We start from the raw sequence: 25,454 nt of genomic DNA on the forward strand, positions 1-25,454 counted from the left end.
CCCCCAGGTCTTCGCTCTCGGCCTCACGCGCATCGTCAAACCTGCCCGTCAACTCCGACCACCCCCACTGCAACGCCCAGCCCTCACCCTCCAACCGGACCAGCGCACGGGACCACTGACAGATCGCCCACGCCGAGGGCTGCGGCCGCACACCAGAAGGGTTCGACACGGCCGCTCTCCACGCCCACTCGCTGCTCCAGTCGGAAGGGGATGGCCGGCCCGTCAGGTGCCCCTCCAGCTTGGCGGCGGACAGACCCCCACGCGTGGGGACGGGACGAGGCCGCTTCCGCTTGTACCGGCGGCTGACCCGCACGGACAGACCCCCAGGCCTGGGTACGGGAGGCCTGGACCGACACCGATGACGAAGTGAGCGCCGAGAGACCCCCGCACTGGGGGACGGGACCATGCACACGGGGTGGTGGCAGGACTCAGCACGAGAGACCCCCACGTGTGGGGACGCGACCAACGTGGAGCGGTGTCTCGTGTCCCTTCCCTCGTAGCGTGAAGACCTTGACTGCAGGGGGAGTCGGGCATGGCGGAGAGCGGCGGAACTTCGATCCGGAGTTCGGTGAGGGGGCGGTACGGATCGGGACCGCGACCGGCAAGCCGGTCGCCGGGGCCGCCAGGGACCTGGGCACCAACGAGACCACCCCGGCCGGCCGGGCCCGCCGGGACGGCGCCGGCCGGCGTAGGGCGACGAGCCGGAGCGGCTGCGGCGCGAAACGCCCGGCTCAAGCGGGACAACGAGGAACTGGTCATGGAGCTTCCCAATCTTGTTGTCAAGCCGCCGCGGCAGCGGGTTGTGCAGGCTGGTAGCACTCTCCGTCACGGATCGTCGCCCATAGGACGTTGACGCGGCGGCGGGCGAGGGCCAGCAGGGCTTGTTTGTGACTCTTGCCCTCGTTGCGCTTGCGGTCGTAGTACGCCTTGGACGCGGGGCAGCACTTCAGGCTGACCATGGCCGACAGGTACATGGCTCGCAGTAGCCCGCGGTGGTAGCGCCGAGGCCGGTGCAGATTGCCGCTGACGCGGCCGGAGTCACGGGGTCTGGGGGCCAGGCCGGCGAAGCCGGCCAGCCGGTCAGCGGTGCCGAAGGCGTCCATCTCGCCGCCGGTCGCGGCGATGAACTCGGCGCCGAGCCTGGGGCCCATCCCGGGCAGGCTGCGGATCACCGCGGCGTGCGGGTGTTCGCGAAACCGGGCCTCGATCAGCGCATCGAGTTCGGCGATCTCCTCGTCGAGGGCCATCACCCCCTTCGCCAGCCGGAGCACCATCGCCGCGGCCAGCGTCTCGCCGGGCAACGCGGTGTACTGGGCCTGGGCGGCCTCCACCACGGTCTTCGCGAGAGCAGCGGCACCGTGGACCTTGCGGTTCTTCAGCCAGTTTTCGAGCCGTCTGGCGCCGGCGCGGCGGATGGCGGCAGGGGTCTGGTAACCGGTGAGCAGGGTGATTGGACCCTTGTTCGTCAGATCCAGAGCCCGCTCCAACGCTGGGAAGATCTCGACCAGTTGTGCGCGGAGCCGGTTGATGTGCCGGGTGCGGTCGAAGACCATGTCGAGGCGGCGGGTGGTGAGGGTGCGCAGGTCGACGGCGATCTCATCGCCGGGCCGGAGCAGACCGAGGTCACGGCGGACGCGAGCCTGGTCGGCGATCACGAAGGCGTCCTTGGCGTCGGTCTTGCCTTCGCCGCGGTAGGTGCCCGAGGCGTGGTGAACGGCCAGACCGGTGAGGTAGGCGACGGGCTGACCGTGGTTGACCAGCAGACCGATCAGCAGTGCGGCACCGCCGTGGTTAAGGTCGACGGCCCACAGTACGTCACGGGATATCTCCAGGACGTCGCCGATGAGCTGCAGCAGCTCGGCCTCGTCGTTGGAGATCCGGCGGGACAGCAAGCGGGTGCCGTCCGCGTTGATCACCACGCAGTGGTGATGCGTCTTGCCGATGTCCAGTCCGGCCCAGGTCTCCGGCACATATCCTCCGTGAGCTCGTCGTACACAGTTTCCGCAGACGACCTCGCCAGCGTTGCCCTACGAAGCGATCGAGTCGCAGTTCCCAATTGGCGGTCGAGTCGTCGCAGGACCCCGGGCGGCCAAGCTCCATAAACCATCCAAGTGGCACAGCGCGATGTCAGCCATACCCCAGGTCCCCGGGTCCGCCGATCTTACGAATGACCGGCTCAGACCCGAGAAGAAAGGTAGGGCGTGATGTCTCAGGCGCTGCACGGTCCCAGGGTGCGTACCGGGTCGTGATCGATGAGCAGCGCAGCGTGCGGGGCGGGTGCCCGACCGGGGTACGGGGCCCGGCGATCTGCGGCTGAGCGGTGTGGGCGCGAGTGACCGGAAGCGTTGCCGCAGGCAGGCAACGGGCCCGAGGACCCCGGCCGCGTGCCCGCCGGGACGGTGTGTCAGACCACCGCGAGCCGGTCCACCAGCAGTTCCACTCTCCGTTCGGCGTCTTGGTGCGGCAGCCGTCCCGCCCGGGTCAGGGTGGCCAGCCCGTGCAGAGCCGCCCAGAACACCTCGGTGAACAGTCCCGGGTGGACGCCGTCGCCGGCGACCTCGCCAAGGCTCTCCAGCAGGGCGGCGAAGGCGTCCTTCAGCGGCTCCGGGGTGTCCTCGTCGGCGAACAACAGGCCGCCGTCGAGCTGGAACATGGCGTCGTAGACCGCCGGGTTGCGCTCGGCGAAGTCGAGGTAGGCGCGGGCGAGGGCGGTGACCCGGGCGCGCGGGCCGTCCGCGGCGGAGGCCGCGTCACGCACGGCCGCGGCCATCTCCGTGGCGCCGTCCAGGGCGACGGCGCCGATGATCTCGCGCTTGCCGCGGAAGTGGCTGTAGAGGACGGGCTGGCTGTACTCGATGCGTTCGGCGAGCCGGCGGGTGGTGACCGCGTCCCAGCCCTGCTGCTCGGCGAGTTCGCGGGCCGTCGCCACGATGAGGCGCTCGCGGCCCGCCCGTTCGCGCTGCTTGCGTTCCTGTACCGACATGATTCGATTCTAGCATCGCTAGACAAGTGAGCGGCGACAGTACTAGCGTTGACTCACCATCTAGCAACACTAGATTCCGGAGGTTGTCATGCTCAACGCACTCGAGGTCTTCACCACCGTGGTCGTCGGCCTGATGGTGGGGGTGGAGTTCTCCGTCGCCTTCGTCATGAACCCGATCCTCAACGCCCTCCCCGAGGACAGTGGCCAACTCGGCCACGCCCACGGGGGCCGGATGCTCGGTGCCCTGATGCCGTTCTGGTACATCGGTTCGCTCGTCCTGAGCGTGCTCTGGGCCATCGCCGAATGGCCTCACCACGGCGCCGGTCTGGTCGTCATCGCCGCCGCGCTGCTGATCCTGAGCGTGATCATGTCGCTCCTGCTGCTCGTCCCGATCAACAACCGGAACAAGACGTGGACCCCCGAGAACCGGCCCGAGGACTGGAAGGAGCAGATGAACCGCTGGCTCCGCTTCCACTACGTCCGCATCGCCGTCATCATCGCCGCCTTCACCCTGCTCGTCGCCGCCCTCGCCTGAGCCCGCAGGCCGACACCGCACTGGCTGCGCACAACCCCCACGCCCCGGCCGGCAGCAGGCCACCGGAATCCCGGCATCCGGGAACCCGTGGAAGACCTGCTGGGCCGGCCCGCGCGCACCTTCGCCGACTGGGCACACGACAGCGCACCCGCCTTCGGCGGCTGACCCGCCGCCGACTCCCACGACACCCACTCACCTCACCCAGGACCGGCAGTCCACCCATGAACCTCACTCTTTGGATCGCCGCCGGACTGCTGACCGCAATCGCCCTGGCCGGCGGCATCAGCAAGACCTTCATCCCCAGGGCGACACGGGCCACGCAGCACGGCGGGCCCATGGACGCAAGACGCAGGCACCGGAGGGGGACCGGTTGTCATGGCGGAGAAGTGTCACAACGGCTGACGGCGGGCTTCGCGTTTTCGACAACGATGACGCCACAGCATTCGACGCAGTCCGCGACGGAACGAGCACCGGGCCGACCTCACGTAGAGCTCGTAAAAGGGTCATGGGTGGGCCTTCTTGAGGCGTCGCCGGCAGATGAGGCTGCATGCCAGGCAGACGCAGGCGTCGTGGAGTTCGAGGCGTCGTTCTCATCGGATGGCGAGGCGTTTGAACTGGTGGAGGAGGGCGAAGGCCTGCTCGACGGCGTAGCGGAGCTTGTGAAGCTCCGCTACGCCGTTCGCGAAGTTCAGTTGTGTGGCGTGCCTGCTACCGGTTGGCCGTGAGGAAGTCCTCCAGGATCTCGACAAACCGCGCCGGCTGCTCCTCGGCCGGGTAATGGCCGCAGTCGTCGAGGACGACCCCCGTGACGTCGTCGGCCGCCAGCCGCATCGTCTGGGCGGCGCTCGCGCCGCTCCACAGCGCGCCGCCGAGGGCGAGCACCGGCAGCGTCAGCGGGGTCCTGCTGCGCTGCTCGTTCTGCGCGATCGTCTCGTCCAGCGCCCGGTAGTACGCGAAGCTCGCCCGCAGCGCGCGAGGATCCGCGGCGATCGCGTCGACGTAGACGTCGACGGCGTACGCGGGTATCGCGGTCCGCGTGGCGGCCTTGGTGGCGAACTGCCAGCCGAAGAAGAGCCGCTCCCGTCCCCGGACCAGTTCCTCGTTGAGGCCGGTGAGCCGGTTGAAGCCGAACTGCCAGAGCTTCAGGTTGACCGCGTCCGGGCCGAAGAACGGCGGGGACGGCGTGAGACCGGGGATCACTGCTTCGACGATGGCGAGCCGGCCCACCCGCTCGGGGCGATCGGCGGCGAGGGCGTATCCGGTCCACGTGCCGATGTCGTGGCCGACCACGTCGAACCGGTCGTGCCCGAGCGCGGCCATCAACGCGACCAGATCGGCGGCCAGCGTGCCGGCGTCGTACCCGTCGTCGGGCTTGTCGGAGAGGCCGGTCCCGCGCGAGTCGACGGCGACGACGGTGTGCCGGCGGGCGAGCGCGGGCATCACCTCCCGCCAGGCGTACCAGGTCTGGGGCCACCCGCCTATCAGCATCAGCGCCGGGCCCACCCCACCGGTGACCGCGTGCAGCCGCAGTCCGTTCACCTCCACGAGCCGGCTGGTGAAGACGTCAGGGAATCCGTCGGGCAGTCGCAGCGAACTCAAGCTCGTCATGCCGGCGACCATACCCATCTTTGAACGATCGGTACAAGATGTGTAGGCTGACGGACCATGGCAGGCCGCAAGCAATTCGACGTGGACGAGGCGCTACGACGTGCGATGCACGTCTTCTGGCGCTGGGGTTATTCGGAGGCCTCGATCGATCGCCTGACCGAGGGCACGGGCCTGGGCCGGGGCTCGCTCTACGGCACCTTCGGCGACAAGAGCGCCCTCTTCCGAAAAAGCCTCCAACGGTACGCGCAGACCTACCACCCGCAGTACGAGCAGGCACTGTCCGGCCCCCACCCCAGCCCGAACGCCGTTGTGGCCGCCTTCCTGCAGGTCGCCCTGAACCGCATCGCCGACCCGACGGTCCCGGACGGCTGCCTGCTCACGGTGTCGGCAACGCAGTTCCCGGCGCTCGACGCGGAGGGCCGGGCGATGGTCCGCGCCCTGATCGACGGTTTGCGGGCGAGGCTGGAGCAGGCGTTGCTGGCGGCGGGGGCAGGCGAGCAGGAGGCGGCGGAGCTGGCGTTGTGCACGCTGGCGACGAACAAATCTCTGGCAGTCCTCAGCCGCGCCGGCTTCTCGGGCGAGGACCTGGCAACGGTCGCGGCAGCCGCCGCAAAGAACGCCAAGGCCCCGCCTAACCGGCCGGCCGAACCGTCGGGGCCGCGATAGGCGGGAACGGCTCCGTCGCCAGTGGATCTGCAGAGACCTCGGGGCAGCCGGCGGCTCGGCAGGAAGTGACTCGGCCCAGCCCTCATGGGGGCTGAGCCGACCCTGGCGACGAAATCGCCCCACCGGGGGAAGAAGCAGACCTGAGCAGCCCTCAGACCCCGATCAGTTCGGCGTCGGGCTGCATGGGACAGGGCCGTCGAGCAGGGAGGCCGAGCTTGATCTGCTCCCGGGGGTACAGCCGTCCCGCAGCACCGGCGCCCCGAGCGCGAGGAAATGCGCCTCGGCCTACTCATGACCCTGCTCCTGGCGGCGGACCTGCTGCGCCGCCCGGCCGGAAGCGCACGAATTCGCCGATCCTGCGTCAGGAGCCACGGGAACCCGGACGCGAATCCCCCGATGGGCGGGGCTTCGCGTACGAGTTGCTGGGTCTAGTCCGCCAGGTTCTGCCATTCGCGCGGGGACATGCCGTAGAAGGCACGAAACGCCCGGCTGAAATGGGCGGGGCTGACGAAGCCCCACCGTTGGGCCACGGCGGCCACGGCGGCCACGGCGGCCACGGCCGGTCTGGTCCGGCGTGGACGGCCGAGTTCGCGTCGGCACGCCTCAAGACGGCGCCGGCGAATCCACTCGCTCACCGTCGCCAACAAGGCAGCGCGAACGGGCGATGAAGGGCGTCCGCTCCGTGGGCGGAGCACAGCGGTTTCTGTCCGCGTTCAGCGGCATCTCGCCCCACTTCCGGCCCCGTCGGCACCTGATGACCGCACACCACTACCGCGCCGAGATGACCATCCGCTTCGCAATCTGGGACCAGGTCACCGGCGCTGCCGACCGGCCCACCACGGCCTGACCACAGGACCGGCTCCCAAGCCCACCCTGCCCCGATGCGCCGTCAGCAGTCACACACGTGACAACGTGACAACGCCGCCGGGCGTGCTCGCGCACCGGGCCGACCCAATCGGCACACCGGATCACCACCAACGCCAGCAGCCCGGGGTATCGGACCGACTGGCGCACCGCCTCCTGACGGATCCGCCCGTCACGGTGGCATAGGGCAAGTGCGAGCCGGGACTCGCCCAGCCGAGTCAGGTCTGAGGGCAGCGGGGCGGAGTGTTCCCATGCCGACAGGAACTGCGGGCGATGCCATGCCACTTCACGCACTCTGATATGGCCGTGATCGCCAAGGGCCGCCGTTCGGCACGCTGCCCATCAGAAGCCGAACGCAGTGGCATCGCCACTGCTTCGCTTGCCGCTGGTGACAGGTAGCGCGCCGCATCGGTGTCAACCACCATGCTTTGGCCTACTGAAGTCGCAGGCCAGCGGATGCCGGTGGTGACAACTGTCGCGCTTCACAGCTCCGCAGCCGGTCAGCCGGGCTGGAACAAGAGAGGAAGATCGGGGATGGGCATCTCGTGCCGACCATGCAGAGTCCGCCCCCATAAATTGAGCCGACGCGCCGCCAGGCCGCGACCCCACTGCGACGGCGAAAACAGAACCCATGGCACGGCAGTGTTGAGACACTCCACGCCAGCCAGCCAGCCAGCTGGGCAGGCGTTCGTGTCGCGAGCTTCGCAAGCTCCGTCTCCGAACTGCTGGGCCCGGTCCGCAAGGGCGGCCGCGGTTTTGTCGTTCTTTGCCGCCGGGCGAATGCCGGGAAAGGATGAGGACTGATGGAACCGATGTCACCAGCTGGGAGGACCGTATGCGGTGGACGACTGAGGAGCAGACCGCCATCCGCGAGCACGCGGCCGTGCTGGGTATCTCGACGCAGGATTACATCCGGCAATCCGCCGTCAGCCGAGCGCTGGACTGGCAGCGGCAACGGGAAGCCTTCCGCGAGATGGCCCGACGGCGCGGGACGAGCGTTGAGCAGCTCCTTCAGCAGGGCATGCTCACGGACGACACAGCCTGACCGCTGCCCCGCAGAGGGGTGGCGCCGCCGGAGACGAATGGCTCGTTCGCGGCGCGCGCACCATCGCAGGAAAGGGTACACATGTTCTATTCAGTAGAAGCTGTGACGGCCTGCGGTGGCGGATGGTTGGATGCCGATATCTGGCGGCCTGATGGCTCGCTGGACACGCCACGGGCTGTACGACCAGGCCTGCGGGCGGCCGCGACTGCAGGGGATGGGGAGCCGACGGGTGAGTGACCGCAGTTCGATCGAGTGGACCGAGGCGACGTGGAATCCCACGACCGGCTGCGACCGGGTCTCGGACGGATGCGACAACTGCTACGCCCTGACGCTGGCGAAGCGGCTCAAGGCCATGGGGTCGGCCAAGTACCAGAACGACGGCGACCCCCGTACCTCCGGCCCCGGCTTCGGCCTGACCGTGCACCCGGACGCGCTGCGGGTGCCTCTGGGCTGGAAGGCACCGCGCACGGTGTTCGTGAACTCGATGTCGGATCTCTTCCACGCCCGCGTCCCGCTGGACTACGTCGAGCAGGTCTTCGACGTCATCGCGCAGACCCCGCAACACACCTATCAAGTGCTCACGAAGCGGGCACGCCGGCTGCGGCAGGTCGCCGACCGGCTTGAGTGGCCGGCCAACCTGTGGATGGGGGTGTCCGTGGAGAGCGCGAAGGAACTGCCGCGTGTCGACGACCTGCGGCGGGTTCCGGCCGCGGTGCGGTTCCTGTCGTGCGAGCCGTTGCTCGGACCTTTGGACGGGCTGGACCTGACGGGCATTCACTGGGTGATCGCCGGAGGCGAGTCCGGCCCCCGCTTCCGCCCGATGGAGCAGGAGTGGGTCACGGGGATCCGGGACGCCTGCCTGCAGGCCGATGTGGCCTTCTTCTTCAAGCAGTGGGGCGGCCGGACCCCGAAGGCGTCCGGCCGGCATCTTCAGGGCCGGACCTGGGACCAGATGCCTATGCCCGAACCTGTGTCTGCAGGCTGATCAGGCTCTTCGTCGTGAGCTTGCCCGGCGACTGGACGGCGATCACGCCGTCCTGCCGCATCTGCCGGGCCGCCTGCAAGGCGTGCTTCGGCATCCAGCGGGCGGTCTCCGTCAGCAGCCACTCGCCGATCGCCTCCACGGTGGTGGCCCCCGCACCCAGGCGCTGGGCGACCAGCTCGGCCAGCTCGTCGTCGATCAGACCCGCGGCCTGGAACAGGTCGAGCTGGCCGTCTGCTTTGGCACCTCGGGTGCGGGGGTCGCGGAAGCTCTCGCCGTCGAGGCCGTCGACCTTCCACATGGCGTCCTTCATCGCCTTCAGGCCCGCGGTGCTGCCGGTGCCGAAGACGAGGTAGAGGGGCTGCCCGGTGCGGGGGACGAGTTCGAACTGCAGCTGGTAGCCGAAGCCGGCCCGGCGCAGCGCGTCCCGGTAGGTGCGCAGCCATACGCGCCACTTCTCGTCGGGACCCAGCTCGTCGGCGGCCGCGGTCCAAAAACCGCGGCCACCGAAGACCGTGTCGAGGATGTCGGCGTTGAGCTCCTCGCGGCGGCTGAACCAGTTGGGTCCGAAGGTGGTGATGACTTCGCTGGAGCGGTTGCGGGCGATGCGGGACATCACATGCAGCGGTACGTTGACGCTGCCCCAGCTGTCGAAGATCCCCAGGATCGGGTGGCCCCAGGCTCCGAGCTCGTCGAGAACTGTGAGGCTGTCGCGGCCCGCTTCACCGCGCCGGACCTCCACCCGTACCGGCAGATCCTTCAGCGGCCCGAAGCGGGAGACGAGTTCCGCCACGAGGTGCTCGTGGCGCGCGCGGTCCTTCTCGATGAATATCAGATGCACCCGCCTGGGGCTGAGGTGCATGCGGTCGACCGCGTGATGACCGAGCAGGCGGTCCAGGATGAACACCGGCGAGCCCGGCTCGCCGTCCTCGTAGCGGCCGGGGCCGGCGAACGCATCCAGGAGCGTGACCCGGGGCCGGGAGTAGCCGGTGCTCTGGGAGGTCTGCAGCAGGATCGGCCACCAGGCGTCCAGGTACCGCTGGTACAACCGGTGCTTGGCCGCAGTCGCCGGCTCCAGCTTCCACAAGACGCCCATCCGTGCCCCCTGTTCAGGATCGCCACGGTCGGCGGCTGGCGCGTGCCAGTCGCATCCCCTGGTAACAGATGGTGTGCGCAACGACGTTCAGCGTAAAGACCGCGTATCAGCCGCCGGGGGAGCGGGCCGTCCAGCTGACGGAGGAGCGCCGGCCACGGATCGGCCCCCTCCCGGGAAAATGGCGCCCGGTGGGTCTTCGCGGAACCAGGCCAACGGGTCGGCCTCCTCGTCCCCATTCGCTTACCCCCAGGTGATTCTTCGCTCCCATGTGTGGTGATGACCTGACCGGCTGCCTCGTCCGCTTCCGTCACGGAGCCCACGGCAGGTAGACGTCTGGGGTTGATGGGCGGTATCTGGTCAGCGGCCTTTGACGGCCCCTCAGGACTCCGCTAATCTTCATGCCGAATCAGATATCCGAGTTTGCATGGAGGAGGTGGGTGGAATGCTGCTGACGACCGGACAGGCAGCCCAGGAACTCGGCTGCGCCATCACCACCTTCCGCCGTCTCGTGCACGCCGGACTGCTGCCGGGCCTGTCCCGCCGTGGCGTGCGCGTCATGGTTCCGCTCCATGTGGTCCAGGCACTCGGCCAGCGCCGGCACGCCCCGCTGGACCGGCTGGACGCTCAAGAGATCGCCGTCCTGCGGGTCGACGCGGCCAAGCAGGTACAGGAACCGGAACGGAACTGGATCGGCTTCGCGGCCTCCCTCGCCCCCGAGGACCTCCTCAAGGCGCTGCGCGGCTGGTGGCGCTGCGATGCGCCGAGCGTGGCGGCCGCCGGGGTCCTGCCGGTGACCCTGTCGGGCTACGTGGTGGCCGTGCTGACCGGCCTGGAGGTCTGGGAGAAGAACGCCGAGGGCCGCTATGCCTTCCCGCACGCGCGGCTGGCGGGCTACGTCACTGACCTGGCCACGCCCGTCCATCACGTGACCGCTTCCTCGCAGGCCGACCGGATGCTCGCTGATCTGCTGCTGGGCAGTCGGCTTGTCTCACACTCGGGCGGGGCGATCGCCTACGTCCCCGCACCCGCCGCCCGCCGTCCGGACAAGGAAGCCTGATGGACGCACAGCGCTACACCGCAGCCCTCGCCGAACTGCGCACCGTACGGGACGAGATCAAAAAGACCCGGGCCGCCCTGGCGAAGCTGGAGGCCGAGCGGGACCGGCAGATCACACAGCTGGCCGGGTACGAGAAGGCGAAGGCGGAACGGATCGCCCCGGCGGCCGGACTGAGCCTGGCCCACGTCGTCACCCTGGCCCCGGCGCTGGCCCCCGACCGCCTGACCACAGCCGAGACCACCCCGTCCCACCCCGAGCTGGATGCCCCGGCCACCACCACCGCCGACGACGGCACGAAGACTCCGCCCCGCCCCACCGCCCGGACGGGAGCGGTGGCGCCCGCGACGGCCGCCACCGCACCAGCACAGCCCGTCGTCGCCTCGCCGCCGGTCGCTCCTGCCGAGGGCGCTGCCTCCGCGAAACCCGCAGCCCCCAACGCGCCGCGTGCCCTTCCGTCGATCCCCGAGGGGGCAGCGGGCAACAGCTGGTTCACGCACACCCCGAACCTGCTCTCCACGCCACCGAACTTCACCCAGCAGGCCCGCTCCACGGTCTTCCTGGACACGGACACGGGCGTGCTGGTGCACCGCAGCCAGACCTACCGTCTCGACCTGGCCGACACCTCCGTCTCCGCCATCCTGACCGCCGTCTTTAAGACCCTTCCCGAAGGCACGGAGCGGATTTACATCACCGCCGGTGATCCCTGGCACCGCGACGCCGACCGCTACCCCTACCTGCGGGATGCGGTCGCGGCCTGGCTGAACGCACCCACGCCGGGCTGGCGCACCGACACCGGCCGCGGCCGTGACCGGATGGCCGGACACTTCGTCCACGCCCGCAACCCCGTCGGCCGCTACCAGCGCGACAACGGTGACCACCACGTGGAGATCCGCTCGATGGGGGAGTGGTTCGACACCGGCGGCGACGACCCGGCCACCGTCCGGGACGCGTTCGTACTGCTGTGGCAGGCACTGCGCCGCCACTGGCCCGATGCGGTCATCATGGGCTCCCCCTCGCAGACCGGCCGCGACCTGTGGACCCGCACCATCCCCACCCGCGGCCAGCATACCGAAGGCTTCCCCGTCCTGTCCGAGGAACTGCGCGGCCTGCTGCACGCCACCGCCGGCCAGGGACGCAACGAACTCATCCTCCCGCCCCGCGTCCCTGAGCAGCTGCCCCAACTCGTCGAGTACGACCGCACCTTCGCCTACGCCAAACACGCCTGGAAGTCCCCGGTCGGCACCCCCCGCCGGATCACGGCCGCCACCTTCGCCTCCTGGAGCGAGAAGGAACAGACCCGGGCCCTGTACGGCTGCGGCCACTGGCAGGTGCGGGTCACCGTCCCCGACGCCTGGAACCACGTCGGCATCCTGCCCGCCCCCGCACCGGGCGAGCGCGCCTGGCACTACCCGGCCACGCCCAACGCCACCTTCACCACCTGGGCCGGCGGCCCCGAAATCCACACCGCCCTGACCAACCCCCTCACCCCTTGGAAGATCGAAATCCTCGACGGGATCCTCTGGGACGACGGCAAACCGCTGGACGACTGGGCCAAGAAACTCAAAGAGACCTGGACCAACCTCTCCGCCCAGGCCCACTTCCAGGGCGACGCCCAGCAGGCCCGCGCAGCCCACCTCGCCTCCCGCGCGGTGCGCGCCATCCTTCTGTACGGCATCGGCTCCTTCGCCCAGCGCCCCCGCATGGTCACCGGAACCACCCCCCGCGCCCTGGAGCGCGACATCCCGCCGGACGCCGAAATCATCGGCTTCGACGACAAGCAGATCACCTGGCAGAAACCCACCGGCTTCAGCCGGGACCCCAACGCCCACCCCGAATGGGCCGCCGCGATCTGGTCCGGCGCCCGCGCCGCCCTGCTCACCCAGCGCCACCGCGACGACAACATCTACGCCGGCGCCCTGCACACCGAGCCCGGCAGCGTCGTCGCCTTCCGCACCGACGCCCTCTACCTCACCCGGCCACAGGCCTGGCCGCATCACCATCAGCCCGGCGATTACCTCCTCAAGGGCCACCTCACCGGTCCCGTGGCCGCCCCCACCACCGAGGCGGAACTCCTTGCCCTGCGGGACACCGGACGCACCGCCCTCACCCCGAGCGCAGGAGAAGCCTGATGCCACCCCGCCCCCGCCGCAACCGTTCTGCTGGGCAAGGCGAGTTGAACGAGGCCGCCCAGCTGGCCGACCAACTGCAGACGGCCGGCTACTCCAAGCGCGACATCGCCCGCATCATCAACCGAGATGCCTCTCTGGTCTCCCAGTTCTACACAAAGAACAAAGGCGCTGCCTTCGTTCCGGCCCTGCGCCAGGTCCTGGCTGCCGTCCAGACCGGCGGCATCACCGACCTCCCCGACCTCGCCTCCATCGCAAGCCGGCACATCACCCGCCGCACCACCGCCTCCGGTGCCACCGCCCGGGTCCGCAGCAAAGCCGTCCTGATCACCCCCACCGGCTCCGGCACCGGCCGCGTCGGCGCCCAGGCCATCGCCTCCGGATCCTCCCGCCTACGCCCCCTGATCGCCGAAGCCGCCCGCAAAGGCCTGCGCCTGGCCTTCACCGTCCGCCTCGCCAGGACCGCCTACACCCATCCCTCCGGCAGCCGCACCGACTCACCCGGCATCCGCCGCGACGCCATCCAGCGCGCCGACCACACCGAAGAACGCTCCTACGGCTCCGCCCAGACCGGAGGCTTCGACGCCGCCGACTTCGCCCGCCGAGTCGATGCCGCTGGCGGCGACGTCACCGCCACCGTGCATCAGTGGCTAGTGGAGACCGACCGCATCCGCCCCGATGCCCAGATCATCCACCTCGAAGTCCGCACCTGGCGGCCCCGCTGACAGAGCCCGGCGTGATGACACACCAGTACTGCCCGAACACAACGCCATGCGGACACCCCAAGCGGTCCTCCAAGACTGCCGATGCTGCCGATACGGGGAGGAGAGCGCACCGCCCAGACGTGAGGGATAGCACGCACAGAGGCAGCCACATTCCCGCAATGTCACCAACCCTACGTTGACGCCAGCAAGAACCCGGCCTCGATGCCAGGCCAACAGTCCTGCACCGGCCTCCTCGCCGTGCTGAGGGCTGCAGCGCCGACTGTTGCGCACGATCCTGTGCCTGAGCCGGTTCTGGGACTGTCAAACGAGTGGTGTAACTGGGGCAGTTGAGGTTACAACCTTGGGAGCGATTGAGTTCGGGGCGTGCTGGCCTGGCGTGTTGGCTGGTGGGTGATCAGCAGGCGGCCTGCCGGGCGAGCACCAGTTCGGTGCTCGCCTTGCGGCGGGTCGCCCGCCGGGCGGAGCGGTCAGAGACCAGGGTGGCGATCGCGAGGTGGGTCTCGGCGTAGGTCTCGCGGCGGCCGGTGAACCGCTGCAGGGGCCGCCACTGCTTGTACTCGGCATTGGTGTGCTCCACGCAGATCCGCGCGGAGGACTGGCGGCGTCGCTGCTCGCGCCAGGCATGGTGCTCGCCCAGCGGCGCGTCGTCCTTCGGCTTCTTCGGCGGGGCGCTGACCTGGCCGGGGAACTCGTTGGCCAGGCCCCGGTAGCCCTCGTCGACTACAGCCTTGACCTTGGGGTGCCGGAGGAACTGCTCGGCGATGCCCTCGGTGCGCACGGCGGTCTGGTCGTGCATGCGGCCCGGCCGGACCACGCCGCTGAACAGGGTGCGACCCTGCGGGTCACTGAAGGTGGTGGTCTTGATGGTGTTCTGCTTCTTCTTGCCGGAGACGAACGCCTTGCGGCCGGGGCGGTGGGCGCGGGGGCGGCGGACCTGCACTTCGGTGCCGTCGATGCGCAGGTCAACGCCCTCCGTGCCGGCGTAGGCGAACAGATCCTCCAGCGTGCGCAGCCGCACCCCCGGCCGGTCCGGGACGGCGAAGCCGCGGGCCGCCAGCAGCGGGCGGACCTCGCGGATCGCTCCGGAGACGGTGGAGCGGTCCACTGCGTACAACTCGGCCAGAGCGGCGTGCGGGATCCCAAGCCGCAGGTGGACCAGCGTGACCAGGAGCCGGTCGACGAAGACCAGGCGCTGCTTGGGCCCGGCGCCGGCCGCCCGTCTCCGGTCTCCGCCACGCCGCTCGTGTAGCGCCGACTCCCGCGCGGCCTGCCATCGGGGCGCGAGTTCTTTGAGCAACTCGCCGAAGTGTGCGCGCGGGACCCCGGACAGGGCAGGATGGGAACAGGCCGCACGGGCCCAGGTAAACCTCACAACTTACCCAACCCGTAAGGCCGTTCTCATGTCACGGGCCAGTGCCACAGCACTCTTGATCGTTTACTGAGTGGAGCTTAGGCTCCTGTGCCCATGGAGATGGGGGAACCGGACCGCGGGCGGCGGGCATGGCGCGACGGGCTGGTCAGGCGTCGTGCAGCCGTGGCTCTGCTGGCCGGGGCGGCGGGGCTGGTCGTTCTAGGCACGGTGTTCGTCGTACTGCCGGCTGTGGTGGTCGACCACGATCTCGCCGGGGCGAGCGTCGCCGCACAGGATCGACTGAAGGCGGTGAACGATGTCCGTACGACGCTTCTGCAGGTGGTCGGCGGCCTGGTCGTGCTCTTCGGCGCGTACGCCACCTGGCGGCAACTGCGGGTGAGTCAGGACGGTTTGCGCGCCACCCAGGAGGGCTACGTCACCGACCGATTCAGCCGGGCCGTCGACCAGCTCGGCAGCGACAAGCTGGATGTGCGCATCGGCGGGTTGCACGCGCTGTGGCGGATCGCGGAGCAGTCCGCCCGCGACCGGGAGGCCATCATCTCCATCCAGGCCGCGTATCTGCGTACGCACCTGCCCTGGCCACCCGCCGGGCCGGAATCACCGGCGGCAGACGTGCCCATCAACGACATCGCACCCCTGGAGACTCGCGCCGCCGACGCCCAGGTGGCGCTGACCGCGCTCGGCGTGCTGTGCCGGCACCGGGAGCAGTCCTGGGTCAATCTCAGCATCACCGACTTGCGCCGGGCCGACTGCGACGGACTCTGGTTCCCCGAGGTCAACTTCGACCGCGCTTGCATGGAGGCCGCAGGCCTGTACCACGCCAATCTGACCCAGGCGTCCCTGGTCTCGGTCAACCTGCGGCACGCCGACCTCACGACTGCGATTCTCCGCCGGGCTCGCTGCATTCTGGCCGACCTACGGGGCGCGAAGCTGGTCGAAACCGACTTGCGTGACGCCGACTTCACTGAGACCGACCTGCGCGAGGCGAACCTGCGCAAGGCCGTCGCCCACGGCGCGGTCTTCCAACGCGCCGATCTCCGCATGGCCGACTTGCGCGGCACCGACTTGAGCACCGCCAACCTTGTCGAAGCAAGCCTGACCGGCGCCGTGGCCAGCGAGCGCACCCTCTGGCCCGCCGACTTCGACCACACGGCCGCCGGAGTCGTCGACACCGATGACCCCGGCCCCGAGCCCTCGCCCCTACTCCAGCCCCCGGGGATGACGTGGCAGGCGCCGCCGCTGCGGTCCACTCCCTGACCAAGACGCGCCGGTCAAGACAGCGGCGACCGCGACCCGCCTGACGGCACCACTCCTCCTCAGCGGCGTCCTGATCGCGCAGGGGCCCAGACCGCCAGGCAGATCCGGGAGCTGGTATCGCTCCCAAGGTCGTTACTGGCGGGCCGCTGACAGGCGGCCGTCGAAGGTGATGTCGAAAGCGTTCAGCGCTGTTTTCCAGCGCATGGTCCAGCGTGCCTGTCCCTTGCTGGTGGGGTCGAGCGACATGACGGCCATATAGACGCACTTCAGGGCGGCCTGCTCGTTCGGGAAGTGACCGCGGGCCTTGACCGCCCGGCGGATCCGCGCGTTCACCGACTCGATCGCGTTCGTCGTGCAGACGATGCGGCGGATCTCGGTGTCGAACCGCAGGAACGGGGTGAACTCCTCCCAGGCGTTCTCCCACAGCTTCACGATCGCTGGATACTTCCGGCCCCAGGCATCGGCGAACTCGGCGAACCGGTCAAGTGCTGCCTCTTCGGTGGGTGCGGTGTAGACGGGCTTGAGGAGACGCGCGATCTTGTCCCAGTCCTGGCGGGCGGCATAGCGGAAGGAGTTCCGCAGCAGATGCACCACGCAGGTCTGCACGATCGTCCGCGGCCAGACCGTCTCGACCGCCTCGGGCAGGCCCTTGAGCCCGTCGCAGACCAGCATGAGAACGTCACTGACGCCGCGGTTCTTGATCTCGGTGAGGATGTGCAGCCAGTGCTTGGCACCCTCGCCGCCGTCACCGGCCCACAGCCCCAGGATCTCCCGCCGGCCCTCGGTCGTGACGGCCAGGGCCACATAGATCGGCCGGTTGGCCACCGCACCATCGCGGATCTTCACGTGGATGGCGTCGATGAAGACCACCGGATAGACGGCGTCCAGCGGACGGCTCTGCCATTCCGCCATGCCTTCCAGGACCTTGTCGGTGATGGTGGAGATGGTCTGACGGGAGACCTCAGCGCCATAGACCTCCGCCAGGTGGGCCTGCACCTCGCCGGTGGTCAGGCCCTTGGCCGCCAGCGAAATCACCATCTCGTCGACGCCGGTCAGGCGCTTCTGCCGCTTCTTGACGATCTTCGGCTCGAAGGAGCCGTCGCGGTCGCGGGGCACGGTTATCTCCACCGGCCCGACATCGGTCAGCACCGTCTTGGAGCGGGTGCCGTTGCGGGAGTTGCCGCCGTTCTTGCCTGCGGGGTCGTGCTTGTCATAGCCGAGATGGTCGGTGATCTCGCCCTCCAAGGCGGACTGCAGCAGTCGCTTGGTCAGCTGCTGCAGCAGCCCGCCCTCACCGGTCAGCTGCAGACCCTCGGCCTGAGCCCGGCCCACCAGCTCGTCGATCAACTGATCGTCCACGGCCTTCGCAGGCACAGCCTTCGTAGGCTCAACGGTCGCAGCCTCGGACACGTTCTCACTGGTCATCGATGCATCTTCCATGATCGGGAGTTACACCGATCGTTTTACAGACCCCCCGTTGATCCTTGCGCGGCACCGAGGCGAACACATCAGCGACCAATAACGCCAACTTCGCCCGAGCCCGGTTCACTTCATGTGCGTCCACACCTTCAGCGTTCCCCCAGGCAGGACCGACAGGCAGACGTAACGGAGTCCTACTAGGCCCAGTCGACTATCACTGCAGAGACTTCAGAAACGGGCACTCACTCCGGATTCGGATAGCGATGACTCGCTTCGCTGCCCATTAGATCATCCCACCCTGTCAACCAACGTGACAGCGCCCGACGGAGCCCTGCCCACAGGGGTGACCGAGCTGCGGGAAATGCCTACTCCTTGACCTGCTTCGGGTCGATCGGAATCTCGCGTGCCGTGTTCTCGGCGCGCTCCTCTGCGCCCAGCTTCAGCGTTGCGGTCCCGCAGCAGCGGTCGTACTGGTTCTGCCAGTCCGCCATGAACGCGTCATAGCTGGACCGGCCGACCAGCTTCAGGTCCGACTCGTCGTTGTGCCAGACGCCGTTGCTTGTCCAGTTCGCGGAGCCAACGAACACGATTCTGGAGTTGACCGCACCTGCGTAGCCGCCGCTGACCATCATGTACTTGTCGTGCGTGTAATGCAGGGCGTTGCCGTTCGCGTCGGTTCCGCGGCTGGTGTCGTGCACGGAGATGTTCGGCCGGTCCTTCAGGTAGTTCTGCACGCTGCTGTCGACCTGACCGGCGGTGAGGAGTATGCGGATCTTGACGCCGGTCTGTGCCAGGCTCACCAGCTTCTTCGGCAGTTCGAGATAGTTCCGGTCGCCCGGCTGCCCGTGAGAGGTCCACTGGAACATGGCTATGTTGATCGTGGCCGGCGCCTTGACGTTGTTCAGGAAGTCGACCCAGGTGTCGCTCTTGGAGCGTGCCTTGGGCCACTGGTAGGAGGGCGGGGACAGTGTCCTGGCGGCCTGGCCGTCGGTGGAGCTGTAGTAGTCGGGCATCAGCGGGCCCGGACCGTTGAGCGCCCCCTTGGCCATGGCGGTGAAGTAGCGGGCGTTGAGGTTGTACAGGTCGACGTTGCCCTTGACGGTGGCGCTGCTGTTCCACGCGGTATTGGCTTGGGCGGACGTGGGGTTGGCGCTGCTGACGGTCACGGTCCTGTTCGCGTCGCTCCCGCCGCTGAACATGTAGTACTTCGCGTGCAGGGAGGAGCCGGAATAGTGGGTCAGGCAGCCGCCCGGGCACAGCGCGGCGAAGCTGGAGGCTTGCGGATCGTTGCCGAGCTCGGTGACCAACGACTGCCAGACCGCGTTGTCGCTGTGCACGTCCATCAGCGCCTTGACGATGACGCCGCGCTGGTGCGCGGCGATCAGGGCGTTGGCGAAGTCCGGGCCCGGCTGCGTGCTGCCGATCGAGTACATGGCGACGCGTATGGTCTGCCCGCAACTGGCGCTGTTGATCGATTCGATGATCGGGTCCATGACGTTCATCCGGGCGTCGGGGTCCTCCGGGTCGTTGAAGCGAGGACCCGGTGTCGAGGTGAACGTCCGGGACTCGCAACTGAGGGGAGTCTTGGCCTTCTTGACCGCAGCGTGCGCCGCGGTCGGCGACAGCGCGGTGACGGCCAGTGCACTGATCAATGTGAACGTTCGCTTCATGGACGGGCCTTTCGCTGGGCTGTTGCCGATGACGAGTCGGGCGATGCTGTGCTGATCGCCCCGGGGTGGCCGCCGAGGCGAGCCCGGCAGCCGGCGTTCACCCAAAACGTCGCACAGCCCTCCCAGTCGACCTCCGCCGTGCGGTCGTGGCGGAGTGGGCCGCGCTGGCCGAGCCGCCGACGCGGCGAGGAGGCCGCCGGTCAGGGGCGCTGCCACGACGTTCGCCGTAAGGACGTGGACGCGTGTCGGGAGCGGGACCGGGAATGCGCCTGTGCTCGGCCACGCGTTGAGATCCTGCGATGGGACCGGGACATCCGCCGGACATCCCGGTCGATGAAGTGCTGGTCCGTTAGTGTCTGCCCGAAGTTGTTCAATGTATGACCCACTGATCCACTGTTCGGCAATCAGGAGACTTGCGAAGGCGTCGAAGGGTTGCACGATGAACCGTTCCGGGTTTGATCGAGTGGTATGCCCCGGTTCTATTGGAGTCGGGTTGCTGGGCAATTGACGATCCAGCAGCATTCGGAGGCCGTGATGCCCGGCAGCTATCCGCCTGGCGTTGTCACGTTGTTGGCTGTGTGACTGCCTGACGGCGCGTCGTGGTGTGGTGTGGGGGAGCCTGGTTCCGGGCTGTGTTCAGGCCGCGGTGGCGAGGCCGGCGACGCCGGTGATGTGCTCCCAGATGGCGAAGCGGATGCTCATCTCGGCTCGGTAGTCGTGGGCGGGCATCAGATGGCGGCGGGGCCGGAAGTGGGGCTAGATACCGCTGAACGCGGACAGGAACCGCTGCGCTCCGCCCGCGGAGCGGAAGCCTTTCATCGCACGTTCGCGCTGTCTGGTGGGCTGGTGGCTGTTCTCCGCTCGGTTGTTCAGGTCCTTGTGGGAACGGTGCTCGACGGAGGGCATGACCTCGCGGCGGGCGGCGCCGTAGGAGCGGAGCTTGTCGGTGACGATCACCCGGGGCACCGTGCGGGTCTTCCTGAGGAGTTTGCGGAAGAATCGTCTGGCTGCGGTCTTGTCCCGACGGTTCTGCACGAGGATGTCCAGCACGTTCCCGTCCTGGTCGACGGCCCGCCACAGGTACTTCAGCTCGCCGTTGATCTTGATGAAGACCTCGTCCAGGTGCCACTTGTCACCGGGCCGGGGCTGTCGGCGGCGCAGCGCGTTGGCGTAGGCCTGCCCGAACTTGGCGCACCAGCGACGCACCGTCTCGTAGGAGACGACGACACCGCGCTCCAGCATCAGCTCCTCGACTTCCCGAAACGACAGCGGGAAACGGTGATACAGCCACACACAGTGGGAGATGACCTCGACCGGGTACCGGTGCCCCTTGTACGACAGCGACACGGACCCCACAGACAATCCTCCAGCATGATCAACCCGAAGAACATCCCACCCCATCAGCCAACGTGACGGCGCCCGACAAACTGCTGCGGTCGGCGCCGTACAACGCGAGCCAGAGCCTGGCCTGGGCATACGGCGAATACCGGCTCGGGTCCTCCGGCAGACTGGCCGTCCTCGCGGCGGGCCTGCCCGACGACCCGGCCGAACTGCCCGGTCTCTGGACGCAGGACGGCATGGTCGCAGCCGCGGAGCGCATGGCGGACGCCTGGACCGGGCGCGTCGGGCGGACCCCGCATGTCGACGAGCACCTGGCCGACGGCCTGGAGACCGACCTCGGCATCACCGGTGACTGGGCACACCGCCTCGCGACGGGCGAGGCGATACCCGCGCAGGACAAGGGGTTCACGCTGGCCGAGGGCAGCGTCGTAGGGCACTTCTCCCTGCACCGCGACGAGTCCGACGGCACGACCGGCTCCTGGATACACCCCGACGACCTGCCGCACGTGGTCCCGGCGACGGCCCTGGCCTGGGCGCTCACCGAACGCCCCGTGGGCGACCCGTCCGTCACCTGGGCCACCGGTCTGTACCAAGACCTGCGCACCCTGCTGGACTCCCCGACGTACCTGATCCCCCTGACCCCCCGCCCGGACCTGGCTGCGTCCGTGGCCACGGACCCGTCCTACAAGCCGTACGAAGGCCGGTTCCACCTGCGCAGCAGGCCCTACCAGCCGGGCGGTCACACGCTCCCGTCGGCGTACGACAACGGCAGCCTCGTCGTCACCGTCCCGAACGGAAACGTCTTCCTCCGAGCCGCCACCCCCGTCGTCACCCAGCTCTACACCCCGGACGGCGGCCTGGCCCGCATGGTCCGGCGCGCCGCCACCACCCCGGTGCCGCCCGGCTCGTACGAAGCTAATCCCCTCCTCAGCGTCCCGGCCCTGGTCGGCGAAGGTCGCCACCGCCCTCTCCCTCGACGAGGACGCCGCCGCCCTCCACCACCAGCTCCTGACCCTCGCCCACCCCACGGACCGCAACATCCGCCGCTGGAACGCCTGGTCCCCGGCCCGCCACAAGGCCGCGCAGTCCGCCCTCGCCACCAGCGGCCTCACCGAGACCGGTAAACGCCCCCGCGCGGGCCGCACCGCCTTCATCCCGGGCCCCTGGACCGACCTCAAGACCCCACACCTCCCCCTGGAGACGGCCAAACTCACTCCGTACGCCGCCCCCAACTCCAACGGCAAGGACATATACGGCCCGTTCTGCCGCCTGCTCTCCCCGCTCCCGCTGCACGAGCTGTTCACTCAGGCCTGGGCAAAGTCGCCGTCCCGGCAAGGACGGTGATCGCGGTGCCCGGCGGCACTTGCCTTGTCGACCCGTGGACTTCGAGGACCCCGATGCCTGCGATGAGGGGCTGCAGCGGGAGTGGGTCCGGCATGCCGAGGTCAGCATGTCTCGCACGCTGCCCGAGCGGCTCCGGCGATTGCTCGATGAGGTGGAGGAAGCGGTCCATGCGCTCAGCGCCCGCTGCGGCCGAGCGGTGAACCCGACGAGCAGCGCCCTCTCCTCGCCGTCTATGTGGCTACCCGGCTCCAGGCGGGTGCCGAGGAATGGCAGAAGGAGGCCGTGCGCGCAGCCAGGGCGGCGGACTACTCCTGGGACGAGATCGCGCAGGCGCTCATGACGAGCAAGCAGTCCGCACACGAGAGGTTCCGGAGACACGTGCCTGACGAGCAGAAGAAGCAGGGGCCGGCAGCATACAGCTGACCTCGCATTGGGCGAGATTCCATCACCTGCCGGGCGAAGCAAGGAGAAGGCCGGGGCCGATGGGGACCCCGGCCTTCGTTCTGACCTCGGCCGCCCCGCTGATGACCCGACAGCTCCAGCAGGGCCGTCAACGCACACTCACACCCTCACGAATGAGTGAAGCAGAGCGATAAATTGTGTGACTTTACTTAAGTGACTGCGTGAAAAGTGCTATCATGGCGGTGAGTTTCTAGGTCTGGGAGGGTGAGTGAGTCAGTCGCCACAGGCGGAGGCCGCGATGAACGCGACCGCAGCCCGGAACGCCCTGTACTCGCTGGTGAGGCTCGCCGAAGAGGACGGGCGCACCACGTTGATCCACAAGCGGCAGGATCGCGCTCTGCTGGCGCCGCTGGACCGGTTTCCGGCAGCCCGGAAGACCGAGGCGTTTCCGTCCCACGTGCTGAGTGCGGCGCAGAAGGACTTCGGCGACCTCGTCACGCTGGCAGCGAAGGGCCAACCGCAGGTGCTCCTGCGGAACACCACACCGGTCGCGGTGCTGCTTCCCGCCGACCCCGTCTCAAGTGCCCTCTCGTCCGACATGGCCGCGCACCCCGGCGCGGCGACCGCAGGAGGTGCGGTGAACAGCCAAGGCAATCAGGACCGCAGCAGCAGCGCGCCGCGCAGGCTCGCCACGCTGGGCGACGCCATCGGTTCCGTACTCACCGACGGCCCGGTCGGCGGAGCCCTGTTCGGGCTGCCCGGCCTGGACTCCGCGACGGGCGGTCTGCAGCCGGGCCGGCTGACGCTCGTGGCGGCCGCCCCGAACGTCGGCGGGAGCCTGCTGGGTCTTGCCGCCGCACGGCAGACCGCGCTCGTCGACCGTCGCACGGTCCTGTATGCGGCGTCGGGACCGAACCGGGACGACATTTTCCGCCGGATCATCTCCGCCGAGACCGGCGGCGACTACCCGCGCCTGAAGCAGGGCCGTCTCACCGATCAGGAGCAGCGAGTCGCCCGGCAGCTGGTCCAGGCGGGCGACCTGCTGATGATCGATGACGGCACCAACCTGAGGGCCGAGGACATCGCGGAAACCGCGCCGCACATGCAGGGCCTGGCCCTCGTGGTCGTGGACCGCCTCCAGGCCGCCCACAGCGCCCGCCTGCCGCTGTCCGGAGAGCGTCTCCCCGATGCCTCCCAGGTCCTGGCCGGCCTCGCACGCACCCTTCACGTACCGGTCCTCGCCGTCGTGGACAGCGACGACCCCACGTTCCTGGCACTCCTGGACGCCGACGTCGTCGTGACGCTCACCGCGACCGCCGACCTGGGCAAGGTCCAAGTGACGGTCACCGAACGCGACTTCGGCACGATCGGCTCGGCATACCTGCAGCCCGACCTGCTCCACGCCCGCTTCCTCGACGCAGGAACCGACCGCGCCCACAGCCCGGCGGGCCCAGAGCTCTCGCCTGCCACTGGCGGAACGGGAACCGCGGTGCTGGAACTGGCCGAAGCCGCCCTTCCCTATACGTCCGGCGGACACCAGGGGATCCCCGCCGCCCTCACCCACGAACTCGCGGCATGGCGGACCGCAGTCGCAGGCGGCGACCAGGACGCCCTGAAGGAGATCCTGCCGTCGCTGCTCCAGGCCGCCGCAGCGGTATCGGAGATGCCGGACACTCACGAAGGGCACCGCCTCGCCGCCGCACTGCGGCCCTTCAGCACGCCCATGTCCGCCGACACTGCCGGAAGCGCCGGTCAGGCCGCTGCTGCCGGTGCCCCTGTGCACGCCCCGGCAGCCAGCGGCCAGGGGCAGGATGACGTAGCGGAAGACGAGGAAGACGGCGAGGGCGGTCTGGCGCCGGGGGATGAGGAGGACGAGCCCGAGGGCCACGTCTTCCCTGCTCTGAAGATCCTCAAGGACTCGGTCGGCCGCTCGAAGATGCACCCGATCCCCGTCATCCGCACCGAGGCCCGCGACAGCGCCCCGTGGACTCTGATCAGCGAGCACATGGACGGCGAGCCCCGCTGGGTACACCCCGACGTCACCGCCACCCGTGTTCCCCACATCCGGGCGAACGGAAAGCGCGTCCGGCGCGACCAGTTCGACGTGCCCGACTGCTTCGGAGAGGGCGTGCTGTGCCTGATCGACCGCAACGGCAGCTTCCCCTCCGCCTGTTCGGCCGTTCCCCTCGCCCCGAACAAGCTCCTGCACACCGGCCCGCTCGACGCGTACGACAAGGCCGGGGCCGGCATCTACCTCATCGACATCCCGGAGTGGAACCGCACCGACATGCCGCACCCCCTGGGGCGGATCATCGACCGGCCCGACGACGACGGCCGCGTGTGGGTCACCACCCCCCACATCAAGCAGCTGGAGAAACTCGTCCGGGCGGGCCACCTCGCCGCCATGCCGGCCATTCACAACTCCTGGACCGGGAAGGCCAACGAGTCCCTCTTCAAGCCCTTCTACGAGGCCACCCGCAAGGCACGGACCGAGCTCGTCCAGGTCGGCGGCGACCCCTACAAGGCGTACAAGACCCGGCTGTCCATCGCGCTGCGTCTGCTGTGGCCCAAGCGCCCCGCACAGCGGTCCCCGTTCTGGCGGCCGGACTGGCGCATGAGCATGGTTGCAGAGGCATCCGTCCGGCACTGGAGTGTGGCCTTCAGGGCCGTCCAGCAAGGCCACCAGCTCCTCGCACTGCGCAACGTCGACGCGGCCGTCTTCTGGACGCCCGACGGCACCGCGCCCGCCACGTACCGGATCGGGACCGGCTTCGGCGAAGTGAAGGCCAAGTTCGTTAAGCCCGGCGAGATCATCCCCGAAGGTGACGACTGATGGCCGGCCCCACAGGGCGCGGCGGCTCCCTGGGCGCCGCTCTCAACGACCTCCTGCGCTCCCAGGTCACCCCACGTCACCGGCTGTCGTCGTACAACGCCAAGCACTGGCACGCCCAGCTCAGCCACT

19 protein-coding genes and 4 pseudogenes are annotated in these 25,454 nt (G+C 69.0%); 13 read left to right on the forward strand and 10 right to left on the reverse strand.

The genetic code is table 11. The annotated features are described in order from the left end of the window. Window positions 1-779 precede the first annotated feature (779 nt). Both H4687_RS45020 and H4687_RS45025 read right to left on the reverse strand, forming a co-directional pair. Window positions 780-1,970: an IS110 family RNA-guided transposase gene (locus H4687_RS45020; protein WP_046916236.1), complete on the reverse strand. Its 1,191-nt coding sequence runs from the start codon at window positions 1,968-1,970 to the stop codon at window positions 780-782. A 434-nt stretch (window positions 1,971-2,404) separates the two neighbouring features. Then, window positions 2,405-2,983, reverse strand: a complete 579-nt coding sequence (locus tag H4687_RS45025) for a TetR/AcrR family transcriptional regulator (protein WP_046916235.1) — start codon at window positions 2,981-2,983, stop codon at window positions 2,405-2,407. An 88-nt stretch (window positions 2,984-3,071) separates the two neighbouring features. Between H4687_RS45025 and H4687_RS45030 the strand changes: the two genes are divergently transcribed. Continuing rightward, complete coding sequence (locus H4687_RS45030; protein ID WP_046916234.1) at window positions 3,072-3,518, forward strand: DUF1772 domain-containing protein; 447 nt, start codon at window positions 3,072-3,074, stop codon at window positions 3,516-3,518. Window positions 3,519-3,739: 221 nt separating this feature from the next. Beyond that, a complete protein-coding gene (locus tag H4687_RS47220; RefSeq protein ID WP_079028235.1) occupies window positions 3,740-4,243 on the forward strand; it encodes a hypothetical protein in 504 nt (167 codons plus the stop codon). Here the strand turns inward: H4687_RS47220 and H4687_RS45040 are convergent. After that, entirely contained in the window at window positions 4,227-5,126 is a 900-nt protein-coding gene (locus H4687_RS45040) for an alpha/beta fold hydrolase (RefSeq protein WP_079028236.1), read from the reverse strand. The genes H4687_RS47220 and H4687_RS45040 overlap by 17 nt on opposite strands. A gap of 57 nt (window positions 5,127-5,183) precedes the next feature. Here H4687_RS45040 and H4687_RS45045 point away from each other — a divergent pair, with 57 nt between their 5' ends. Beyond that, entirely contained in the window at window positions 5,184-5,792 is a 609-nt protein-coding gene (locus H4687_RS45045) for a TetR/AcrR family transcriptional regulator (protein WP_046916232.1), read from the forward strand. 428 nt (window positions 5,793-6,220) lie between these two features. On the opposite strand, the pseudogene H4687_RS45050 reads toward H4687_RS45045, so the two are convergent. Next, window positions 6,221-6,430: pseudogene (locus tag H4687_RS45050) on the reverse strand (helix-turn-helix domain-containing protein); the annotation flags it as partial. Between H4687_RS45050 and H4687_RS45055 the strand changes: the two are divergent. The 3 genes and pseudogenes from H4687_RS45055 to H4687_RS45065 all read left to right on the forward strand — a co-directional run. Further along, window positions 6,424-6,639: pseudogene (locus H4687_RS45055) on the forward strand (IS6 family transposase); the annotation flags it as partial. The pseudogenes H4687_RS45050 and H4687_RS45055 overlap by 7 nt on opposite strands. Window positions 6,640-7,491: 852 nt before the next feature. Continuing rightward, the gene (locus H4687_RS45060; RefSeq protein WP_097248538.1) at window positions 7,492-7,701 is read left to right on the forward strand and encodes a plasmid mobilization protein; all 210 of its coding nucleotides are present in this window, start codon (window positions 7,492-7,494) and stop codon (window positions 7,699-7,701) included. 229 nt (window positions 7,702-7,930) lie between these two features. Beyond that, window positions 7,931-8,686 (forward strand): DUF5131 family protein, encoded by a 756-nt coding sequence (locus tag H4687_RS45065; RefSeq protein ID WP_046916230.1) that lies wholly within the window; start codon window positions 7,931-7,933, stop codon window positions 8,684-8,686. Here the strand turns inward: H4687_RS45065 and H4687_RS45070 are convergent. After that, entirely contained in the window at window positions 8,658-9,779 is a 1,122-nt protein-coding gene (locus H4687_RS45070) for a three-Cys-motif partner protein TcmP (protein ID WP_046916229.1), read from the reverse strand. The genes H4687_RS45065 and H4687_RS45070 overlap by 29 nt on opposite strands. A gap of 442 nt (window positions 9,780-10,221) precedes the next feature. Here H4687_RS45070 and H4687_RS45075 point away from each other — a divergent pair, with 442 nt between their 5' ends. From H4687_RS45075 to H4687_RS45085, 3 genes are read left to right on the forward strand one after another with little or no spacing between them, the layout of a single operon-like run. Then, a complete protein-coding gene (locus tag H4687_RS45075; RefSeq protein ID WP_046916228.1) occupies window positions 10,222-10,836 on the forward strand; it encodes a helix-turn-helix domain-containing protein in 615 nt (204 codons plus the stop codon). After that, window positions 10,836-12,965: a hypothetical protein gene (locus tag H4687_RS45080; protein ID WP_192781793.1), complete on the forward strand. Its 2,130-nt coding sequence runs from the start codon at window positions 10,836-10,838 to the stop codon at window positions 12,963-12,965. The genes H4687_RS45075 and H4687_RS45080 overlap by 1 nt, the downstream gene beginning before the upstream one ends. Then, window positions 12,965-13,687 carry a hypothetical protein gene (locus tag H4687_RS45085; protein WP_046917658.1) on the forward strand — a complete coding sequence of 241 codons (723 nt, stop codon included), beginning with the start codon at window positions 12,965-12,967 and terminating at the stop codon, window positions 13,685-13,687. Before H4687_RS45080 ends, H4687_RS45085 begins: the two co-directional genes overlap by 1 nt. Before the next feature lie 394 nt (window positions 13,688-14,081). On the opposite strand, the gene H4687_RS45090 is transcribed toward H4687_RS45085, so the two are convergent. Further along, window positions 14,082-14,984, reverse strand: coding sequence for a transposase family protein (locus H4687_RS45090; RefSeq protein WP_046917657.1), 903 nt, complete (start codon window positions 14,982-14,984; stop codon window positions 14,082-14,084). 243 nt (window positions 14,985-15,227) lie between these two features. Here H4687_RS45090 and H4687_RS45095 point away from each other — a divergent pair, with 243 nt between their 5' ends. Beyond that, a complete protein-coding gene (locus tag H4687_RS45095; RefSeq protein ID WP_404819317.1) occupies window positions 15,228-16,316 on the forward strand; it encodes a pentapeptide repeat-containing protein in 1,089 nt (362 codons plus the stop codon). 132 nt (window positions 16,317-16,448) lie between these two features. Here the strand turns inward: H4687_RS45095 and H4687_RS45100 are convergent, their stop codons facing one another. The 4 genes and pseudogenes from H4687_RS45100 to H4687_RS45110 form a co-directional block, all read right to left on the reverse strand. Beyond that, window positions 16,449-17,741 (reverse strand): IS256 family transposase, encoded by a 1,293-nt coding sequence (locus H4687_RS45100; protein WP_225967023.1) that lies wholly within the window; start codon window positions 17,739-17,741, stop codon window positions 16,449-16,451. Between the two features lie 7 nt (window positions 17,742-17,748). After that, window positions 17,749-17,880 (reverse strand): annotated as a pseudogene (locus H4687_RS48665) (IS701 family transposase); the annotation flags it as partial. Between the two features lie 220 nt (window positions 17,881-18,100). After that, window positions 18,101-19,405, reverse strand: coding sequence for a phospholipase D-like domain-containing protein (locus H4687_RS45105; RefSeq protein WP_046919045.1), 1,305 nt, complete (start codon window positions 19,403-19,405; stop codon window positions 18,101-18,103). A 636-nt stretch (window positions 19,406-20,041) separates the two neighbouring features. Beyond that, window positions 20,042-20,806 (reverse strand): annotated as a pseudogene (locus H4687_RS45110) (IS6 family transposase). Between the two features lie 8 nt (window positions 20,807-20,814). Here H4687_RS45110 and H4687_RS45115 point away from each other — a divergent pair. The 3 genes from H4687_RS45115 to H4687_RS45125 all read left to right on the forward strand — a co-directional run bounded on the left by H4687_RS45115 (window position 20,815) and on the right by H4687_RS45125 (window position 25,325). After that, window positions 20,815-21,870, forward strand: coding sequence for a hypothetical protein (locus H4687_RS45115; RefSeq protein ID WP_192781795.1), 1,056 nt, complete (start codon window positions 20,815-20,817; stop codon window positions 21,868-21,870). A gap of 454 nt (window positions 21,871-22,324) precedes the next feature. Next, on the forward strand, window positions 22,325-22,513 hold the full coding sequence (locus tag H4687_RS45120) for a hypothetical protein (protein WP_046918770.1): 189 nt from the start codon (window positions 22,325-22,327) through the stop codon (window positions 22,511-22,513). A 277-nt stretch (window positions 22,514-22,790) separates the two neighbouring features. After that, window positions 22,791-25,325, forward strand: coding sequence for a DnaB-like helicase C-terminal domain-containing protein (locus H4687_RS45125; RefSeq protein ID WP_046918771.1), 2,535 nt, complete (start codon window positions 22,791-22,793; stop codon window positions 25,323-25,325). Window positions 25,326-25,454: the final 129 nt, after the last annotated feature.

This window comes from Streptomyces stelliscabiei (genome assembly GCF_014873495.1).
GTDB lineage: Bacteria > Actinomycetota > Actinomycetes > Streptomycetales > Streptomycetaceae > Streptomyces > Streptomyces bottropensis.

What these genes read in the sequence shown, in the direction of transcription:
- H4687_RS45025 (WP_046916235.1), bottom strand. Translation starts at nt 2,983, where the DNA reads ATGTCGGTACAGGAACGCAAGCAGCGCGAACGGGCGGGCCGCGAGCGC.
- H4687_RS45030 (WP_046916234.1), top strand. Translation starts at nt 3,072, where the DNA reads ATGCTCAACGCACTCGAGGTCTTCACCACCGTGGTCGTCGGCCTGATG.
- H4687_RS47220 (WP_079028235.1), top strand. Translation starts at nt 3,740, where the DNA reads ATGAACCTCACTCTTTGGATCGCCGCCGGACTGCTGACCGCAATCGCC.
- H4687_RS45040 (WP_079028236.1), bottom strand. Translation starts at nt 5,126, where the DNA reads ATGACGAGCTTGAGTTCGCTGCGACTGCCCGACGGATTCCCTGACGTC.
- H4687_RS45045 (WP_046916232.1), top strand. Translation starts at nt 5,184, where the DNA reads ATGGCAGGCCGCAAGCAATTCGACGTGGACGAGGCGCTACGACGTGCG.
- H4687_RS45060 (WP_097248538.1), top strand. Translation starts at nt 7,492, where the DNA reads ATGCGGTGGACGACTGAGGAGCAGACCGCCATCCGCGAGCACGCGGCC.
- H4687_RS45070 (WP_046916229.1), bottom strand. Translation starts at nt 9,779, where the DNA reads ATGGGCGTCTTGTGGAAGCTGGAGCCGGCGACTGCGGCCAAGCACCGG.
- H4687_RS45075 (WP_046916228.1), top strand. Translation starts at nt 10,222, where the DNA reads ATGCTGCTGACGACCGGACAGGCAGCCCAGGAACTCGGCTGCGCCATC.
- H4687_RS45080 (WP_192781793.1), top strand. Translation starts at nt 10,836, where the DNA reads ATGGACGCACAGCGCTACACCGCAGCCCTCGCCGAACTGCGCACCGTA.
- H4687_RS45085 (WP_046917658.1), top strand. Translation starts at nt 12,965, where the DNA reads ATGCCACCCCGCCCCCGCCGCAACCGTTCTGCTGGGCAAGGCGAGTTG.
- H4687_RS45100 (WP_225967023.1), bottom strand. Translation starts at nt 17,741, where the DNA reads ATGACCAGTGAGAACGTGTCCGAGGCTGCGACCGTTGAGCCTACGAAG.
- H4687_RS45105 (WP_046919045.1), bottom strand. Translation starts at nt 19,405, where the DNA reads ATGAAGCGAACGTTCACATTGATCAGTGCACTGGCCGTCACCGCGCTG.
- H4687_RS45125 (WP_046918771.1), top strand. Translation starts at nt 22,791, where the DNA reads ATGAACGCGACCGCAGCCCGGAACGCCCTGTACTCGCTGGTGAGGCTC.